A 16,888-nucleotide genomic window follows, 5' to 3' on the forward strand; every position below is an offset into this window, starting at 1 on the left:
GCCTTTGCGTTAGTTTGCATATTCTTCCAATACCTCCAGGAACGCGTCGCCGTAATGCGCCAGCTTGGCGGCGCCTATGCCGCTGATGCGGCCCATTTCCGTTAGGCTGCCGGGTTTCTGGTTGAGGATTTCCAGCAGGGTGCTGTCGTGGAAAATGACATACGGCGGCACTTCCTGCTCGCGGGCGAGCTCCAGCCGCTTGGCCTTGAGCGCGAGCCAGAGCGGGTCGTCCTGCACTTCCATGTAGGCTTCGCGGCTGCGGCTGGCGCGTTCGGCCTTGCTTGCTGTGCGCGTGACAGGCGGATCGCTGCGCAGCCAGATTTCCGTTTCCCCGCGCAGCAACGGCCTGGCTTCTTCTGTAAGTCTCAATCCGCCGTAGCCTTCCATGTCGGTGGAAAGCAGCCCGGCCGCCACCAGCTGGCGGAACACGCTGCTCCATTGCGCCTGGCTCAGGGCCTTGCCGATGCCGAAGGTGGTCAGCGAATGGTGGTTGAAGCGCTTGATCTGTTCCGTCGTCTTGCCCAGCAGGATGTCGATGAGGTGGCCCGCGCCGAAGCGCTGGCCGCTGCGGTATACGCATGAAAGCGCCATTCGCGCGGCCTCGGTGCCGTTCCAGGTGTCCACCGGGTTGAGGCAGTTGTCGCATTGCCCGCAATTGCCCGGATGCTGCTCGCCGAAATAGCGCAAGATAGCCTGGTGGCGGCAGGCGGTGGATTCGCAATAGCCGAGCAGGGCGTCCAGCTTCTGGCGTTCCAGGCGCTTTCTTTCCTCCGGCGTGTCGCTGTTGTCCAGCAATTGGCGCATGTTGACCAAGTCGCCCAGGCCATACACCATCCATGCGTCCGCATCCAGGCCGTCGCGTCCGGCGCGGCCAGTTTCCTGGTAATAGCCCTCCATGCTCTTGGGCAGGTCGAGGTGGACGACGAAGCGCACGTTGGGCTTGTCTATGCCCATGCCGAAGGCCACGGTCGCGACCATAATGATGCCTTCCTCGCGCAGGAAGCGCTGCTGGTTGGCCTGGCGCAGGCTTGCATCCAGCCCGGCATGGTAGGGCAGCGCATCCCAGCCTTGCTCCTTGAGCCAGGCCGCCGTTTCCTCCACCTTGCGCCGCGACAGACAATAGATGATGCCTGCGTCGTTGGGGTGTTCGGATTCGAGGAAACTGAGCAACTGCTTGCGGGCGTTGTTTTTCAATGCCACGCGGTAGCGGATGTTGGGGCGGTCGAAGCTGGAAACGAATTGCCGCGCGCTTTCCAGGCCCAGGCGCTCGACGATCTCGTTGCGGGTCGGCGTATCGGCGGTAGCGGTGAGCGCGATGCGCGGCACCTCGGGAAACTCCTGGTGCAGCACCGTGAGTTGGCGGTATTCGGGCCGGAAGTCGTGCCCCCATTGCGACACGCAATGCGCCTCGTCGATCGCGAACAGGGCGATGCCGAAGCGTTGCTGGATTTCGTGCAAGGTGCTGAGGAAGTTTGGCGTCATCAGCCGCTCGGGCGCGACATACAACACTTTCATCTCGCCGCGCATCAACGCCTGGTAGACGTTGCGCGCGCTATCGCCGTCCAGGCTGGAATTGAGGAAGGCGGCTTGGATGCCAAGCTGGCGCAAGGCATCCACCTGGTCCTGCATCAGGGCGATGAGCGGGGAAACGACAATGCCGACGCCTTGCCGCAAGAGGGCGGGAATCTGGTAGCAGAGCGACTTGCCGCCGCCGGTCGGCATGAGCACCAGCGCATCGCCGCCGTCAGCCACATGGTTGACGATGGCTTCCTGCTCGCCGCGGAAGGCGCTGTAGCCGAAGGTTTGCTCCAGCAACTGCTGGGCGGCAGTGTTCGCCTGCATGCTGGCTAGGCTCTAGCGGCGGCCCCGGTTGGGACGCTGCCCAGGGTTGTTGTGGAATTGGCGCTTGGGCGGCTGCGGCGGCACGAACAACCCCACCTGCGGCATGGCCTGGTGGCGTGCGGCTTCGGACAGTAGCTTTTCCGGCTTCTTGTTGGCTTGCTCTGCCTGTCCGCGGGGCTTGTTGCGTTGCCCTTGGGCTGGTGGCTGCTGGTTTTGTGCGTGCTGTGGCCGGGGTTGCGCTTTGGCTTGGTTGTTTCTGCCCTGGCGAGGTTTAGCGCTATTGCCAGCGGCATCGCCGCGCTCGCGCTGCTGGCCTTGCGGACGGTTGTTCCTCGCCTGGCGGGTTTGTGCAGGCTGCTGTTGTCTTGGCGGGCGGCTTTCTGCGGCAGGCTGTTCGCTGGGCGCAAAGTCACCAGGGATATCCAGGCGCGGAATCTCGCGCTTGATCAGGCGTTCGATCCCCTTGAGCAGTTTGACTTCCTCGTTGTCGACCAGGGAGACGGCAGCGCCCGTGCATCCGGCACGGCCGGTACGGCCAATGCGGTGTACGTAGTCTTCCGGCACGTTCGGCAATTCGAAATTCACCACCTGCGGCAATTGGTCGATGTCGAGGCCGCGTGCGGCAATATCGGTCGCCACCAGCACCGGCAGGGTGCCGTCCTTGAACTCGGCCAGCGCCTTGGTGCGGGCGGATTGGCTCTTGTTGCCGTGAATCGCGGCAGCGGCGATGCCGTCCTTGCTGAGTTTTTCCGCGAGGCGGTTGGCGCCGTGCTTGGTGCGGGTGAATATCAGCACCTGCTTCCAGTCATGGTGGCGGATCAGGTGCGCGACCAGTTCGCGCTTGTGTCCCTGGCTGACCAAGTGCACGGCCTGCTCGACCAGCTCCGAAGCCGTGTTGCGCCGCGCCACTTCCACGTAGCCTGGGTTGTGCAGCAGGCCGTCGGCCAGTTCCTTGATTTCGTCGGAGAAAGTGGCCGAGAACAGCAAGTTCTGGCGTTGCTTGGGCAGCAGGGCCAATACGCGCTTGATGTCGCGGATGAAGCCCATGTCCAGCATGCGGTCCGCCTCATCCAGCACCAGGATCTCGATCGCGGACAGGTCTATCGTTTTCTGCGCCGCGTGGTCGAGCAGGCGGCCGGGCGTGGCGACCAGGATGTCCAGCGGTTTTTTCAGGCGCTCGATCTGCGGGTTGATGCCTACGCCGCCGAACATCACCATGGATTTCAATTTCAGGTGTTTGCCATAGGTTTGTACCGATTCTTCCACCTGGGCGGCAAGCTCGCGCGTCGGCGTCAGGATCAGGCAGCGCGGCTGGCCTGCCTTTACCTTGACCGGTTTGGAATGCAGCAGGTGCAGCAAGGGCAGGGTAAAGCCCGCTGTCTTGCCTGTGCCCGTCTGGGCGCCTGCCAAGAGGTCGCCGCCGTTCAGCACCAGGGGAATGGCCTGGGCCTGGATCGGGGTCGGGTTGGTGTAGCCGGTATCGGCAATGGCGCGCAGAATGGGTTCTGCCAGGCCGAGATCGGAAAATTGTATGTTGGAAAGCGCAATGCTTACGTCGGAAGACAAGCTGAAACTCCATTATTCAAGGGTGTTTTTGTCGGCCTGTTACGATGACATAACTCCAATCTAGGCAGACAGCAGGAAGGTATCTGTTAGGATTCAGGACCGCTGCGCGGATTGGATGTAGCGCAGGGAAAGCAGATTATACGGCAAAACCCCATAAGCTGGGCAATGAATGATGAGAGTTTTTTAGATATATATTGCGAGACCGCTATGCCTGGCGGACTGGCGATACTGCTTCCAGCATGTCCGCATCCAGCCAGCGCCATTCCCCCGGTGCCAGGTCGTCCGGCAAGGCAAGGCCGCCGATGCGGATGCGCTTCAATGCCTCGACCCGGTTGCTCACCGCGGCCAGCATGCGCTTGACCTGGTGGTATTTCCCTTCTGCCAGCGTCAGGTGCAGCACATGGCCGCCGACCACTTCTGCAGCCAGCGCGGCAACCGGCGCCGGTTCGTCCAGCAAGTGCACGCCGCCCAGCAGCGAGGCGATTTGCGTTTCATCCAAAGGATGCTTGGTGGTGACTTCGTAGACCTTGGGCACTTTCCACTTGGGCGAGCCCATGCGGTGGATGAACTGCCCGTCATCGGAGAGCAGCAGCAGTCCCGTCGTGTCCTCGTCCAGCCTGCCTATGCTCTGCACGCCGCGTTCCAGCAGCGGCGCGGGCAGCAGGCTGAAAATGCTCGGGTGGTGCTGCGGCTTGTGCGAGCATTCATAGTGCGCCGGCTTGTTCAGCATCAGGTAGGCTTGTGCGCGGAATTGCCATGCTTCGCCGCGCACGGTGAAATTGAGGTTCTCGGGATCAAACTCGGAAAAGGGGAAATCGCACACCTCGCCGTTCACCGTGACCTCGCCGTGGCGGATCAACGAGCGGCAAATCTTGCGGGAGCCAAAGCCCTGCGAATGCAGGATACGTTCAAGTTGCATAAGGTTGGAATAAAGAATTAGGGCTGATAAGTAGGAAGATCGGCATCGCAGGCGGGCTTGACCCATTTGCCGCTGATGGATGAGTTCTGGTTCACGGGCAGGCCCTGCGCAGTGCCCTGCATGGAAATGCTGCCCTGGAAAGCGCTGTCGCTGAGCAAGGTCATGTCGAAGCGGCCGTTGCCCTTGATCGCGCCGTTGCAGCTGACGTCCCCGGTCACGTTGTCGCCGTTGTGCTGGTAGTTGCGCACGCTGCAGCCGTCTTCCGTCTGCGGCAGCAGCGGCTGCTTCAGCTTGGCCTGCTCAGGCGTAATGCATTGCTGCGTCACGATCGCATTGCCGCCTACCGGCAGCTCGATGCCGAATTGCCGCAACTGTTCCAGTTGCTCAGATGCAATGGCGGGCAGGCCTTGTATCGTTACGGAGGTTTCCCACTGGCCCGGCTTGATCTGGTCGATGGCAAGCGCGGGCAAGGGACTGAGGAACAGGGCGCACAAACATAATCTTGCAATGCGGTTGGGCATGGGCTGGCGTGGTGTCGACAATAGTGGGACAAGTATAACACCCGGGAGGCGGCAGCCTGGAATCAAGCGAAGCAACCAAGGAAAGTGCGCAGCCTTTGCAGGCAGGGAGCATTAAAATATGCTGACCGATGCCGCTACATGCCCAGCCTTGAAGTTATCCACTCTTATGCGAGGACCCCATATGAAGCCCTACGTCGCCTTGTTCATGCTAATTGCTTTTTTTCAAGTGCTTCCAGCCAATGCCGGGGAGAAAAGCTGTACCGCGGAGGCGGGCAAGCGCCAAGCCGAGATGCTGGTGAAATGGTGCAGGAACGTCAGCCCCGCGACGCATCCGCCCTGCAATGCGGCGAATAGCGGCGGCTTGGTCATTGACGAGATCAAGCGCGGCTGTGCGTTCCTCAAGAACGAGAAGAACCCGCCTTACTATTGCCGGCTGACATATGCCGATAGCGATGAGTAAAGCATTTCGCCAGGGATGTTCTCTTGGCGGTGTCGGCATGAGAATCGTGCATAGTTCCAGGCTGATCATGGCTACCAGGGTAGGGGGTGTATAATAACCACGTTGCAATATTGGTTAATCGGCAGCCGATGATGTGCCGAGGCTTGCCATGCAACTTCTTTGTTTAATTTAGAAGCGAGTCAAAATGAGCGAATTACCTAATTGTCCCCAATGCAGTTCCAGCTATACCTATCAGGATGGCGGCCTATTCATCTGCCCGGAATGCGCGCATGAGTGGACAACCGACAGCGAAGAGGCGGCAGGCAGCGATTTCATCGTCAAGGACGCCAACGGCAACCTGCTGCAGGACGGCGACACGATTACCGTGATCAAGGACCTCAAGGTCAAGGGCTCTTCGCTGGTGGTCAAGGTAGGCACCAAGGTCAAGAACATCCGCCTGGTGGATAGCGACCACAACATCGACTGCAAGATCGACGGCATCGGCGCGATGAAGCTGAAATCGGAGTTCGTGAAGAAGGCCTGAGCCATGAACGACATCAGCTTCGAGGATTTTCTCAAGGTGGAGTTGCGCGTGGGCGAAGTGGTTTCCGCCGAGATATTCGCGGCAGCCCGCAAGCCCGCCTACATATTGCATGTCGATTTCGGCCCGGAGATCGGTGTGCTGAAATCCAGCGCCCAGATCACCGTGCACTATCAGCCGGATGACTTGATCGGAAAGCAGGTGGTGGCGGTGGTGAATTTTCCTGCGAAGCAAATCGGCCCGATACAGTCGCAATGCCTAGTTACCGGATTTCATGATGAGAATGGCGCGGTAGCTTTGTGCGTGCCGGATAAGTTGGTGCCTAAGGGGACGAGGCTGCTTTGATATGATTTTTTTATGCGTAAGTGTAGCTACTATATGCGATACAGCATGATCTGATTATCTGCAAAATTTTAGGCGAGCTAAATTGCTGATATCAATCCTATGGTATTAAAGTATTGGCATGGTGATTGACTTAGGTCGCCATGCTTCAATACCATCTGTCCATCTAAAATATAGTTAGATTGCTTTCATGTTCGATATCTCGATTCCAAAAATTGGAAACAAATGGTGGCTGCAAGCCCCAATTTTCGGTGTGGCCATTACTCTCGCTTTTTGGTTTACACGATCCGCAGGGATTGAAGCTTTTGCAAGTCCTATAGATCCTGCCAAAATTATCGTTTTTGGATTGTGCCTAATCGCTATCGAAAGAATAATTCGCTTTTTGGTCTGGCTTGTTATTCTTCTTGTGAACCCATCGTTTATAAACCGTGAAACCTAACTATCAGTTAAATCGATCACCAAAAGCTCAACTTTTGCCGTCGGGTTAATTCAGGCGGTATGTGGAGTAGCGAGAGTTTCAAGTCATCACTAGGAATACTTTATGGAAACGCAAGAACTGCATCGAGGCCGCTTGATCGATCATATTCAGTTGGTAGTGCAAGACCTTTCTGCCAGCCAAGCCTTTTATGCCGCTGTCCTTGCTGCTCTCAATGTACCACTGGGTGGCACTGGTGACGGTTATTTCTGGGCTGATGAACTGTTTGTAACGTCTGTTGATAGCCCAGCAGCGCTGGGAGCCTTGACTGGTCGCCATCATCTAGCGTTTCAAGCGCAGGATCGAGCGATGGTCGATAACTTTTACAAGGCCGCGCTTGCGCATGGCGGCAAGGACAATGGTGCCCCCGGGGAGCGTGTTTATCATCCCGGCTACTACGCTGCTTTTGTCCTAGATCCAGATGGCAACAATATCGAAGCTGTCTATCACGGTGAGGCGATTCGAAGTTCTGCCTCTGTGGTGATCACTTTCTAGCCGTGATGTTTATTAAATGAACAATGGTCAATCCAAAATACCAATGCCGCTGAATGCGGCATTGGTATTTTCAGGCAATGGTTTTTCAGCACTGCCAGCGCAACGCGGCAGTATGCACCGGGCTATCCCAGTGTTGCCTAATTTCGTCATCAAGCAGAGTGACGGTGATGGAGGCGCCCGCCATGTCGAGGGCTGTGGTGTAGTTGCCCACCAGTGAGCGGCTGATGACCAGGCCATGCGCTTGCAGCAGTTTGGCTACGCTGTTGTAGAGCAGGTACAGCTCCATGAGCGGGGTTGCGGCGAAGCCGTTGATCAATAGCAGCACTTCGCTGCCCGGCGTCGGCTTGAGGTCTTCGAGGATGGCGGCGACCAGGTCTGCGACGATGGCGTTGGCGTTGCGCATCGCTTCGCGCCTGCGTCCAGGCTCGCCGTGGATGCCGACGCCTATTTCCAGTTCGGTTTCGCCAATATCGAAGGTCGGCCGGCCCGCTGCGGGCACCGTACAGCTGGTGAGGGCGACGCCCATCGAGGCGGTGCGGCGGTTGACCTTGTCGCCGAGCGCCTTGCAGGCGGCGAGGTCGGCTCCGGTCTCGGCCAGGCTGCCCACGACCTTCTCGACGATCACGGTGCCTGCCACGCCGCGGCGGCCGGTGGTATAGGTAGAGTTCTCCACCGCGACATCGTCGCTGGTGAGCACGGTGGCGTTCTCGAACGGCAGCATCTCGGCCGCCATCTCGAAGTTCATCACGTCGCCGGCATAGTTCTTGACGATGAACAGCACGCCCTTACCGGCATGCACGGCTTCGGCCGCTGCCAGCATCTGGTCGGGCGAGGGGGAGGTGAACACATGGCCGGGACAGGCGGCATCCAGCATGCCGTAACCAATATAGCCGCTGTGCAGCGGCTCGTGGCCCGAGCCGCCGCCTGAGATAATGGCGACCTTGTTTTCCGCTTTCTGTCTGCGGGTAAGGAAGTGCGGTTCCAGGTTGAGGCTGATGATATCCGCATGCGCCGCGGCAAAGCCGCTCAGGCTTTCGGTGAGGATGTCGTCGACGTTATTGATGAATTTTTTCATGTTTTTTTCTCCTCCTTTGCGCTGGCTTAGAGCCTGTTCATCATCTTTTCATCAGGCACGCATGGCCTCAACACGCGTCCGATCAAGGCGCAGTCCGCAGGTAATGCTCATTGCCTTGCCAAGGACTACAACGCGGAGCGGGCGTGTGTTGGGGCCATGCCCTTCGGGTTGCCCCGGCAGCGCAGCCGCTGCTGCGTTGCAAATCCTCGCTGAGCAATAAGCCCGTCTGCGGTTTGCGCCTTGCATCGCCTACTCTGCCGGGGCAACGTGCCCGGTGAAAAGATGATGAACAGGCTCTTTGGCAGCCTGGTGCTGTTTTGCCAGTTCGGTAATGGTGTGGATGATGATCTGGCTGCTGCGCGCGCCGGGATCGATATGGCCGATGGCGCGTTCTCCAAGGAAGGCGGCGCGGCCCTTGGTGGCGATCATGTCCTTGGTGGACAGCATGCCTTGTTCGGCGGCCTGCTGGATTGCGTCGAATACCTGGACCGGGTCGGCGTCCGCTGCTGTGAGGCGGCTGAAAGTGTCCGCTACCGGGATCAGGGTATCCAGCATGGTTTTCTCGCCTGCATCGGCCTTGCCGCGCTGCTTGATGGCTTCGACGCTTGCATGGAAGGCGGCGGCGATTTCAGCCAGGCTGCTGATGTCGCCGGCTTTTTCCACCTTGGCCATGGTCATGAAGAAGGTCGCGATCAGCGGGCCGGAGGCGCCGCCTATGGTGGAAAGCAATTTCATGCCGATGCGTTGCAACGCGTCGGCAGGCGCTAGCGGCGCGAGCTCTTCACGCATGGCGAGCAGGGCGGCGCAGCCGCGCTTGAGGTTGATGAAATGGTCGCCGTCGCCGATCTCGCGGTCGAGCGACTCCAGCTCGGCCTCGCTGTTGAGCACGGCCTCATTGACCGCGGCGATGGCTTCAAGGATGAATTCGGTTCTCATTTAAATCTTTCCAGGCCTCTTCCAGATTTCTTCCACCTGGCCGTTGTCGGCCACGAATACGGCATCGGCAAGCTCCTCGAACACGCCATGCTCGACTATGCCCGGGACGTCGTTGAGCAGCTGGTTGAGCTCATCGCTCTTGAAGGTTTTCGGCAGCGCAAGCTCCAGCACCAGGCTACCGTGCGAGGTGATGGCCCAGCCGTCCTTGGCGGCATTTTGTCGCAGGCTGCTTGCGACGCCGAGTTGTTGCAATGAGGCCTGGACCAGTTGCCAGGCAAATGGGATGACTTCTACCGGGATGGGGAGTTTCTCGCCCAGGTGGCCCACCAGCTTGCTTTTGTCGACCAGCACGATGAAGCGCTCGCTGGCGCGGGCCAGCAGTTTTTCGCGCACGAGGTCGTAGCCGCGCCCCTTGAGCAGGGCAAGGTTGGTGGTGACTTCATCGGCGCCGTCCACGTAGAGGTCGAGCTTGCTGAGATGTTCCAGCGCTACCAAGGGCAAGCCTTGCTCCTGCGCCTTGATGGCGCTGGCTACCGAGCTGGCGGCTGCGGTGATACGCAGGCCTTCCTCGCGGTGGCGGCGCGCGAGCTCCTCGATAAAGTAATTGGCTGTGGAGCCTGTGCCCAGGCCCACTACCATGCCATCTTGAACATGGCTTGCCGCCTGGATGGCGACTAGCTGTTTGTCGTTCATCGGGTTTCTCCTCCGGGTTACGCTGGCGTTTTTGCACGGGCTTTAACTTGCTGTTCGGGTAAAATGCTCTGCATCTCAAGTCCCGTGCGATTTTTCATGACATTTAAACATATCACTTCCCGCGATAACAGCCTGTTCAAGCAATTGAAGAAACTGGCCGACAATGCGCGGGAGCGGCGCAAGAACAATGAAACCCTGCTGGACGGGGCGCATTTGCTCACGGCCTATATCGAGCGTTTCGGCATGCCGAAACTGCTGGTGATTGCCGAGGGCGAATCCACCAACGAGGTGGTCGGCCTGTTACAGGAGCTTTCCGATGTGCCGACGGTGATGTTCACGACCTTGATGTTCGCCGAACTGTCGCCTGTGGCGACGCCGACAGGGATTCTTGCGCTGGTGGATATTCCGCAGTTGCCGCTGCCCGAGCAGCCGGATTTCCTCCTGATGCTGGAGGATATCCAGGACCCTGGCAACCTGGGCAGCATGCTGCGTTCCGCAGCCGCGGCCGGGGTCGAGGGAGTCTACTTGTCCCTGGGATGTACGGATGCCTGGTCGCCCAAGGCCTTGCGCGGCGGACAGGGGGCGCAGTTCGTATTGCCGATTGTCGAGCGCGCCGATCTGGCCCAGGCGGCGCAGGCATTTGCCGGACAGACGCTGGCGACTACGCTGGTGGGGGAGCCGCTCTACGGCATGGATTTGCAACAGCCGACGGCGTTCGTGATCGGTAATGAGGGGGCTGGCTTGAGCGAGGCGCTGATTGCCGCCGCCAGCCGCCAGGTGAGCATTCCCATGGCCGGGCAGGTGGAGTCGCTGAACGCCGCGGCGGCAACTGCGGTATGCCTGTTTGAGCGCAGCCGCCAGAAGGCGGCGCATAGTTAGGATAGCCCGGCTAGTGGCGGACGTTGTTGCCGGGCAGGACGATTTCCGCGGTGAATAGTTGCTCGGCGTCCACCTGGTCGAAATGATATTCCGCGTTGCAGAAGTCGCAATTGATATCAATGGTGTGTTGCTCGGCCAGGATGTCGGCGACTTCTTCTTCCCCCAGCATGCGCAGCATGTTGCCCACGCTCTCGCGCGAACAGCTGCAATGAAATTTGATGGCTTGTTCCTTGAACAGCCGCACGTCTTCTTCATTGAACAGGCGCTTGATCAATGACACGGCGGCGAGGTCGAGCAGTTCTTCGTCCTGCACCGTATCCGCCAGCATGGTGATGCGGTTCCAGGCATCGGGGTCGGCATTATCGGGCTGGTCGGGCAGTTTCTGCACCAGCATGCCTGCTGCGCTCTTGCCGTTGCAGGCGAGCCACATGCGGGTATCGATCTGCTCCGAGCGCTGCATGTAGTTCTGCAGTATTTCGGCGATGCTGCTGCCCTCGACCGGCACAATGCCCTGGTAAGCCTGGCCGCCGTCGCGCGGATCCAGCGTGATGACGAAATGACCGTCGCTGACCATCTCGCTGAAGCTCATCCCGCCGAGTTCTTCCGACCATTTTGCCGTGGCGCGTATGCCGAGATCCGAAGTGCATTCCACCACCAACAGCTTCAAGGGGCCCTTGCCCTGCACCTGTAGCACCAATGCGCCGCCTTGCAGCTTGAGCGTGGCGGCCAGCAAGACGCTCGCAGCCATGAGCTCGCCCAGCGCCTGGCTCAAGACGGAAGGGAAATCATGGTGTTGCAATGCCTGGCTGAAACTTTCGTCCAGGTGGACGATATTGCCGCGCACGGAAGTACTTTCAAACAGGAAGCGGTGCAGTTGGTCACTGATTTGCATGGAATCTCAAGAGGTGATGAATATTGCTGTTGACGGTAATGATACCACCGTGCTGCCGGGATATTGCGCGCTGTTAGTGCTGAGGCTGTTGATTCTGCGTCGGGATGGCCCGCCGGCGTGGGATCCGGCTTGGCTGCCAATGTTGCATGGCCCATCGCCATATACCGGCACAAGAATCTCTACGCAACTCATCAGGGGGTGATTGCTGCAAAAATGCCAATACTTGCCATAAATCCTCTGTTTTATTACGGCTGTCCAATGCTTGTGCCAGCGTCTGCTTGCTGAGCTTTTCCCCTGCGGCGTTGGCTGCGACGGGCACGTGCAGGTAGGAAGGAGTGGCGAAACCCAGCGCCCGCTGCAGGAAAATCTGTCTCGGCGTGGAGTCCAATAGGTCGGCGCCGCGTACGACATGCGTGATGCCTTGCATCTCGTCGTCCACCACTACCGCGAGCTGATAGGCAAACAGGCCGTCGGCACGCTTGAGGACGAAATCCCCGATATCGCGCGATAGCACCTGGCTGATTTTCCCCTGCACCGCATCATGGAAGCTGATGGGGCGGTCGTCCGCCTTGATGCGCCATGCGCGGGCGCTTTTGCCGGGAGCCAAGCCGTGACGGCAGGTGCCCGGATACACCAGGCCGTCAGTGCCATGTACGGCGGAATCTGCAATCTCCTTGCGCGAGCATCCGCACGGATAGAGCAGGCCGCGTGAGGCCAGCTGCTGCAAGGCATCCTGGTAATACGCATCGCGCTGGCTTTGGTACACCACCTCGCCATCCCATTCAAAGCCGTATTCCTCCAATGTGCGCAGGATCAAGCCGGCGCCGCCCGGCATTTGCCTGGGCAGGTCCAGGTCCTCGATGCGCACCAGCCACTCGCCTTGCCTGCTGCGCGCATCCAGGTAGCTTGCGACCGCGGCAATCAGGGAACCAATATGCAGCGGTCCGGTGGGAGAGGGGGCGAAGCGGCCCCTGGCCTTGGGGGTCTGTGCCACCGCAGCGGGCCCTAGTAAAGGGGGTTGGACGGCACAGGTTGCAGGTAGGGCGGGATATGCCAGCTTTGCAGGTGGCGGCCCAGCATGACCAGCTCGCAGGAAAGGCGGTCGCTGCCACGCGCGCTGACCTCGAATTGATAGGTGCGCCGCAATTGCATGCGTCCGCGGCTGTTTCGGCCGAACCAGACCTTGCTGCAGGAAACGGTTTCGTCGAGCAGTTGCAGGTTCCAGCGTTCTGCCAGCTCCCGTCCGCAGGCAATGGCTTGTTCGCGGCTGGAGATGCTGTCTATCCAGTACCAGGCGGCGATGACGGCGATGATGAGCAAATAGAGTTCCATTATGGCTTCAGTGGGTCGGGTTCTTCTTCGGGTTCGTCTTCATGCAGCGAGAGCGTGTCGATGCGCGCGCTGTTGTCTTCTGCGGCGGCATGCTTGCCGTGCAGCTTGAAGCGCAGGCGCAGCTCGTTGTAGGAATCGGCGTTGCGCAGTGCGTCCTCTTCCGTGATGCGGCCTTCCTCGCATAGTGCAAACAGGGCCTGGTCGAAAGTCTGCATGCCTAGCTCGACCGATTTCGCCATCGCGTCCTTGATCATATTGGTTTCGCCCTTGAGGATGAGGTCGGCGACCAAGGGCGAATTGAGCAGGATCTCAATCGCGGCGCAGCGTCCGCCGCCTTTCTTCGGCACCAGGCGCTGCGAGATGAAGCCGCGCAGGTTGAGCGAGAGGTCCATGTGCAGCTGCGCATGCCTCTCTTCCGGGAAGAAATTGATGATGCGGTCTATGGCCTGGTTGGCGCTGTTGGCGTGCAGGGTCGCCATGCACAAGTGACCGGTCTCGGCAAAGGCGAGGGCGAACTCCATGGTTTCGCGGTCGCGGATTTCACCGATGAGGATGACGTCGGGTGCCTGCCGCAAGGTATTCTTGAGCGCGCTGAACCAATCGTTGGTGTCGCGCCCGACCTCGCGGTGCGTGATCAGGCAGTTCTTGCTCGCATGCACGTATTCCACCGGGTCTTCCACGGTAATGATATGCCCGTGGCTGTTTTCGTTGCGGTAGTCGATCAATGCCGCGAGTGTGGTGGACTTGCCCGAGCCGGTGCCGCCGACGAGGATTACCAGGCCGCGCTTGGCCGAGATGACTTCCTTGAGTACGGGTGGCAGGCCGAGGTCATCGAAGCGCGGAATCTGCGTGGTGATGGTGCGCAGCACCATGCCAACCTTTTCCTGCTGGATGAAGACATTGACGCGGAAGCGGCCGATCTCCTTGGGCCAGATGGCGAAATTGCATTCCTTGCTCTGCTCGAACTCCAACCGCTGCTTTTCGCTCATAAGCGCGTAGGCGAAGGCCTTGGTGTGCTCGCCGCTCAGTTTCTGCTGGGTGACCGGCGTCATCTTGCCGTCTATCTTCATCGCTGGCGGAAAGTCCGCGGAGATGAACAAGTCGGACGCCTTCTTCTCCAGCATGGAGCGTAGCAGCGTGTGCATATAGGCCAGAGCCTGTTCCTGATTCATGCCAAATCCAATCCGGGATGCGGGTTAAAAGGGCCGTAAATAGCCGATGGGCAGACGCCATATTAAATGAGGTCAAACGCCGCTGTCATTATGTCCGGCTCCGGTTGCGTTGTCTTCATTGCTCAGGGCGGCTAACAAACCTCGGCGAAGCGTTCCTGGCTCGGCGTGCTGCGCAGGCAGTACGAGCAGCATGGCAAAGCGGGGCAACAACGCCGGGAGAGGTTTGCTAGCCGCTACGCAAGCCGCATCCGGGAAATGAAGCACGCATGTAGCTTATATGGGGTCATGGATTCTTACACTCAAGAGCCTAAATTTAATTTGGCGGATGCCGCTAATATGCTTACACTGCCATGGCGTTTCCATTGGAAACTGTTTTCTGAATTGACCGCAAGCGAGTTGTACCAAGTCCATGAACGATATCCGCGAACGCGAGGCCATGAATGCCTATCTCAAGCTGCTCAAGAACAAGGGAGTCGACAATGAGGGACTGATGCAGCGGGAGCACTGGCTTCTTGCGCTGGTACCCGCCATTGCGGGGCAACCGGCGGATGGCCTGATCTACCGTGAAGCCGTCGAGCACCTGCTGACCGAAGTAGAGCGCGAGCAATGGCCGTTCTTCCTTTCCGTGGTGCGCGAGTATTACCATTTCTGGAATCACGACATCAAGGCGATTGCGGCCTTGAACGCCGGTCAGGAATTCGAGCTCAACCCGACCAAATGGCAGCCTGTCGAGCAGGATCTCAAGACACTGTGGCAGCGCCTGGACAGCGAGAAGTTCGGCGTGGCCGACACCTGGCCGCTCAAGGCCTATAGCCATGCATTGCGCCAGGAGGGGGCGGACCAGGCATTGGTCGATACCCGGATGCGGCTGGTCAAGCTGCTGTTGCTCAAGCTGCGGGATGCGCCGGAACGCGATCACAAGGTGTATCGCCAGGCGGTGAACGCTACGGTCGGCATTTTCACCATGAAGCCCACCCAACGGTTGTTTCTTGCCGTGGTGCGCGAATTCTATTATTTCTGGATCGGCGACCCGGACGCGGTCAGCCATATCCAGATCGAGCGGGCGGACAATCTCGCCTGAGCGGGGCGCCTAGCTGTGCTTTTCCGGCGACCGTGTTTTCGCATGCGCCTCGCTGCTTATTTCAATGCGTCGAGCTTGCGCTCCAGCTGTTCGCAAATGGTCTTGAGTATCTTGATGCGGGCATATTTCTTGTCGTTGGATTCGACCAGGGTCCAAGGCGCCTGCTCCGTGCTGGTGCGGTCTATCATGTCGCAGACGGCGCGCTGGTAATCGTCCCACTTCTCGCGGTTGCGCCAGTCTTCCTTCGTGATCTTGTAGCGTTTGAACGCAGTGTTTTCTCTGGCTTTGAAGCGCGTCAACTGTTCTTCCTGGTCGATATGCAGCCAGAATTTCACTAGCACGATGTCGTGGCTGACCAATTGCTCCTCGAAGTCGTTGATTTCCGCATAGGCGCGCATCCAGTCCTGCGTGCTGCAAAATCCTTCCACCCGCTCCACCAGCACGCGGCCGTACCAGGTGCGGTCGAATATCGTGACGCGCCCGCGCCTGGGCAACTGGCGCCAGAAGCGCCACAGGTAGGGCTGTGCGTTTTCCTCGTCCGAAGGCGCCGAGATCGGGACGACGCTGTAAGTGCGGGCGTCCATGGCCTGGGTGACGCGGCGGATGGCGCCGCCCTTGCCGGCAGCGTCGACGCCCTCGAACGCGATGATTACCGAAAGCTGCTGGAATTTTTCATGGCGGGTGAGCAGGTTGAGCTTGCCTTGGTACTCCTCCAAGCGTTCTTCGTAATCGTCCTTGTCCAGGGATTTTTCCAGGTCCAGTGTGTTCAGCACATTTAGGCCGTCCGTCGCCGTTAATGCTAGCGCGGGGGCTGCCGCCTTGCGCGGAGGGGGAGCCTTGCTGTCCAGGCGGTTGCGTATGGTCTCCAACAGATATTTGCCCGTGGTCAGGCTGCGGTAATTGGCGTTGAAGCCTTCGATGACCAGCCAGGGCGCGTTGGCGGTGCTGGTCTCGCGGAGGATATGCCCGGTGAGCGTACGGAATTCGTCATAGTGCTTGAGATGCTGCTTATCCTGCTCCGTGACGCGCCAACGGGTCTTGGGGTTGGCTTCCAGCTCGGCAATGCGGGTTTTCTGCTGTTTTTTGGAGAGGTGGAACCAGAGCTTGATGACGAGCGCGCCTTCGTCAGTGAGCATGCGCTCGAAGCGCACAATGTCGCTGAGATGGCTGTCGAGCTTCTTGCGGAGTTTTCCGGCCGACAGGTTTTCCAGAATGGGCGCGGTATACCATGAACCGAAGAAAATCCCGATCTTGCCCTTGGGCGGCAGCTCGCGCCAGAAGCGCCACATGCGGGGCCGCTCCGCCTCATCTTCCGTGGCAGGGCCGAAGGCGCAAGTATGGATCAGGCGCGGGTCCATCCACTCGTTGAGCAGGTTGGCGGTTTCCCCCTTGCCCGCTCCATCCACGCCGCCGATCAAGATCAGGACGGGGAAGGCCTTGGATTCCGCCAGGTCGAACTGCAGGTCTAGCAGCGCCTCGCGCAAGGCGGGCACTTCCTTTTTGTAGAGGTCGTCGTCGATGCTGTGGCCGAGCTCGGCGGATTCAAACATGGCAGGTTTCCTGGGTGGCGTTTTTAGTTGGTGTTGAATTCATGGTGCAGAATTTCAGGGTAAGTGTCAAAGCTCCTGCTGTATTTGCACGTCATTGGTGCAATGCACAATAGGCAGTTCATATTTGGTGCGTTTATG

19 protein-coding genes are annotated in these 16,888 nt (G+C 59.2%); 7 read left to right on the plus strand and 12 right to left on the minus strand.

Annotation, left to right across the window (positions count from 1 at the left end):
* Positions 1-9 precede the first annotated feature (9 nt).
* From recQ to ACWXTG_RS01515, 4 genes are all read right to left on the minus strand, one after another.
* The gene (gene recQ, locus ACWXTG_RS01500) at positions 10-1,842 is read right to left on the minus strand and encodes a DNA helicase RecQ (protein ID WP_480220450.1); all 1,833 of its coding nucleotides are present in this window, start codon (positions 1,840-1,842) and stop codon (positions 10-12) included.
* Between the two features lie 12 nt (positions 1,843-1,854).
* Complete coding sequence (locus ACWXTG_RS01505) at positions 1,855-3,408, minus strand: DEAD/DEAH box helicase (protein ID WP_309564893.1); 1,554 nt, start codon at positions 3,406-3,408, stop codon at positions 1,855-1,857.
* Positions 3,409-3,613: 205 nt separating this feature from the next.
* Positions 3,614-4,327, minus strand: coding sequence for a pseudouridine synthase (locus ACWXTG_RS01510; RefSeq protein WP_407995955.1), 714 nt, complete (start codon positions 4,325-4,327; stop codon positions 3,614-3,616).
* Positions 4,328-4,344: 17 nt separating this feature from the next.
* Complete coding sequence (locus ACWXTG_RS01515) at positions 4,345-4,848, minus strand: DUF3617 domain-containing protein (RefSeq protein ID WP_407995956.1); 504 nt, start codon at positions 4,846-4,848, stop codon at positions 4,345-4,347.
* 181 nt (positions 4,849-5,029) lie between these two features.
* Here ACWXTG_RS01515 and ACWXTG_RS01520 point away from each other — a divergent pair, with 181 nt between their 5' ends.
* From ACWXTG_RS01520 to ACWXTG_RS01540, 5 genes are all read left to right on the plus strand, one after another.
* Positions 5,030-5,308, plus strand: coding sequence for a hypothetical protein (locus tag ACWXTG_RS01520; RefSeq protein ID WP_480220451.1), 279 nt, complete (start codon positions 5,030-5,032; stop codon positions 5,306-5,308).
* Positions 5,309-5,492: 184 nt separating this feature from the next.
* Positions 5,493-5,831 (plus strand): zinc ribbon domain-containing protein YjdM, encoded by a 339-nt coding sequence (locus ACWXTG_RS01525; RefSeq protein WP_407995958.1) that lies wholly within the window; start codon positions 5,493-5,495, stop codon positions 5,829-5,831.
* A gap of 3 nt (positions 5,832-5,834) precedes the next feature.
* Positions 5,835-6,173: a tRNA-binding protein gene (locus ACWXTG_RS01530; protein ID WP_480220452.1), complete on the plus strand. Its 339-nt coding sequence runs from the start codon at positions 5,835-5,837 to the stop codon at positions 6,171-6,173.
* A 187-nt stretch (positions 6,174-6,360) separates the two neighbouring features.
* Entirely contained in the window at positions 6,361-6,609 is a 249-nt protein-coding gene (locus tag ACWXTG_RS01535; RefSeq protein WP_407994189.1) for a hypothetical protein, read from the plus strand.
* A 102-nt stretch (positions 6,610-6,711) separates the two neighbouring features.
* A complete protein-coding gene (locus ACWXTG_RS01540) occupies positions 6,712-7,140 on the plus strand; it encodes a VOC family protein (RefSeq protein ID WP_480220453.1) in 429 nt (142 codons plus the stop codon).
* An 85-nt stretch (positions 7,141-7,225) separates the two neighbouring features.
* On the opposite strand, the gene dhaK is transcribed toward ACWXTG_RS01540, so the two are convergent.
* The 3 genes from dhaK to rpiA all read right to left on the minus strand — a co-directional run bounded on the left by dhaK (position 7,226) and on the right by rpiA (position 9,844).
* Complete coding sequence (dhaK, locus tag ACWXTG_RS01545; protein ID WP_480220454.1) at positions 7,226-8,215, minus strand: dihydroxyacetone kinase subunit DhaK; 990 nt, start codon at positions 8,213-8,215, stop codon at positions 7,226-7,228.
* A gap of 249 nt (positions 8,216-8,464) precedes the next feature.
* Positions 8,465-9,151, minus strand: coding sequence for a dihydroxyacetone kinase subunit DhaL (gene dhaL / locus ACWXTG_RS01550; RefSeq protein ID WP_480220455.1), 687 nt, complete (start codon positions 9,149-9,151; stop codon positions 8,465-8,467).
* Positions 9,152-9,844, minus strand: a complete 693-nt coding sequence (rpiA, locus tag ACWXTG_RS01555) for a ribose-5-phosphate isomerase RpiA (RefSeq protein ID WP_480220456.1) — start codon at positions 9,842-9,844, stop codon at positions 9,152-9,154.
* Between the two features lie 96 nt (positions 9,845-9,940).
* Between rpiA and ACWXTG_RS01560 the strand changes: the two genes are divergently transcribed.
* Positions 9,941-10,723, plus strand: coding sequence for a TrmH family RNA methyltransferase (locus ACWXTG_RS01560; protein WP_480220457.1), 783 nt, complete (start codon positions 9,941-9,943; stop codon positions 10,721-10,723).
* Between the two features lie 10 nt (positions 10,724-10,733).
* On the opposite strand, the gene hslO is transcribed toward ACWXTG_RS01560, so the two are convergent.
* The 4 genes from hslO to ACWXTG_RS01580 all read right to left on the minus strand — a co-directional run bounded on the left by hslO (position 10,734) and on the right by ACWXTG_RS01580 (position 14,119).
* Positions 10,734-11,615, minus strand: coding sequence for an Hsp33 family molecular chaperone HslO (gene hslO, locus ACWXTG_RS01565; protein WP_480220458.1), 882 nt, complete (start codon positions 11,613-11,615; stop codon positions 10,734-10,736).
* Between the two features lie 73 nt (positions 11,616-11,688).
* Positions 11,689-12,609 carry a tRNA glutamyl-Q(34) synthetase GluQRS gene (gene gluQRS / locus ACWXTG_RS01570; RefSeq protein ID WP_480220459.1) on the minus strand — a complete coding sequence of 307 codons (921 nt, stop codon included), beginning with the start codon at positions 12,607-12,609 and terminating at the stop codon, positions 11,689-11,691.
* 11 nt (positions 12,610-12,620) lie between these two features.
* A complete protein-coding gene (locus tag ACWXTG_RS01575) occupies positions 12,621-12,947 on the minus strand; it encodes a DUF3301 domain-containing protein (RefSeq protein ID WP_309564907.1) in 327 nt (108 codons plus the stop codon).
* On the minus strand, positions 12,947-14,119 hold the full coding sequence (locus ACWXTG_RS01580; protein WP_480220460.1) for a PilT/PilU family type 4a pilus ATPase: 1,173 nt from the start codon (positions 14,117-14,119) through the stop codon (positions 12,947-12,949). Before ACWXTG_RS01580 ends, ACWXTG_RS01575 begins: the two co-directional genes overlap by 1 nt.
* A gap of 409 nt (positions 14,120-14,528) precedes the next feature.
* Here ACWXTG_RS01580 and ACWXTG_RS01585 point away from each other — a divergent pair, with 409 nt between their 5' ends.
* A complete protein-coding gene (locus ACWXTG_RS01585) occupies positions 14,529-15,200 on the plus strand; it encodes a hypothetical protein (RefSeq protein WP_480220461.1) in 672 nt (223 codons plus the stop codon).
* A gap of 56 nt (positions 15,201-15,256) precedes the next feature.
* Here the strand turns inward: ACWXTG_RS01585 and pap are convergent, their stop codons facing one another.
* Positions 15,257-16,750: a polyphosphate:AMP phosphotransferase gene (gene pap / locus ACWXTG_RS01590; protein ID WP_480220462.1), complete on the minus strand. Its 1,494-nt coding sequence runs from the start codon at positions 16,748-16,750 to the stop codon at positions 15,257-15,259.
* Between the last annotated feature and the right edge of the window lie 138 nt (positions 16,751-16,888).

It is taken from the genome of Methylobacillus sp. DLP286, assembly GCF_056636515.1.

Coding starts and splice junctions, on each gene's coding strand:
- ACWXTG_RS01525 (WP_407995958.1), top strand. CDS start 5,493: ATGAGCGAATTACCTAATTGTCCCCAATGCAGTTCCAGCTATACCTAT.
- ACWXTG_RS01515 (WP_407995956.1), bottom strand. CDS start 4,848: ATGCCCAACCGCATTGCAAGATTATGTTTGTGCGCCCTGTTCCTCAGT.
- ACWXTG_RS01530 (WP_480220452.1), top strand. CDS start 5,835: ATGAACGACATCAGCTTCGAGGATTTTCTCAAGGTGGAGTTGCGCGTG.
- ACWXTG_RS01560 (WP_480220457.1), top strand. CDS start 9,941: ATGACATTTAAACATATCACTTCCCGCGATAACAGCCTGTTCAAGCAA.
- dhaK (WP_480220454.1), bottom strand. CDS start 8,215: ATGAAAAAATTCATCAATAACGTCGACGACATCCTCACCGAAAGCCTG.
- dhaL (WP_480220455.1), bottom strand. CDS start 9,151: ATGAGAACCGAATTCATCCTTGAAGCCATCGCCGCGGTCAATGAGGCC.
- hslO (WP_480220458.1), bottom strand. CDS start 11,615: ATGCAAATCAGTGACCAACTGCACCGCTTCCTGTTTGAAAGTACTTCC.
- ACWXTG_RS01510 (WP_407995955.1), bottom strand. CDS start 4,327: ATGCAACTTGAACGTATCCTGCATTCGCAGGGCTTTGGCTCCCGCAAG.
- ACWXTG_RS01580 (WP_480220460.1), bottom strand. CDS start 14,119: ATGAATCAGGAACAGGCTCTGGCCTATATGCACACGCTGCTACGCTCC.
- ACWXTG_RS01520 (WP_480220451.1), top strand. CDS start 5,030: ATGAAGCCCTACGTCGCCTTGTTCATGCTAATTGCTTTTTTTCAAGTG.
- ACWXTG_RS01535 (WP_407994189.1), top strand. CDS start 6,361: ATGTTCGATATCTCGATTCCAAAAATTGGAAACAAATGGTGGCTGCAA.
- ACWXTG_RS01540 (WP_480220453.1), top strand. CDS start 6,712: ATGGAAACGCAAGAACTGCATCGAGGCCGCTTGATCGATCATATTCAG.
- rpiA (WP_480220456.1), bottom strand. CDS start 9,844: ATGAACGACAAACAGCTAGTCGCCATCCAGGCGGCAAGCCATGTTCAA.
- ACWXTG_RS01575 (WP_309564907.1), bottom strand. CDS start 12,947: ATGGAACTCTATTTGCTCATCATCGCCGTCATCGCCGCCTGGTACTGG.
- recQ (WP_480220450.1), bottom strand. CDS start 1,842: ATGCAGGCGAACACTGCCGCCCAGCAGTTGCTGGAGCAAACCTTCGGC.
- pap (WP_480220462.1), bottom strand. CDS start 16,750: ATGTTTGAATCCGCCGAGCTCGGCCACAGCATCGACGACGACCTCTAC.
- ACWXTG_RS01585 (WP_480220461.1), top strand. CDS start 14,529: ATGAACGATATCCGCGAACGCGAGGCCATGAATGCCTATCTCAAGCTG.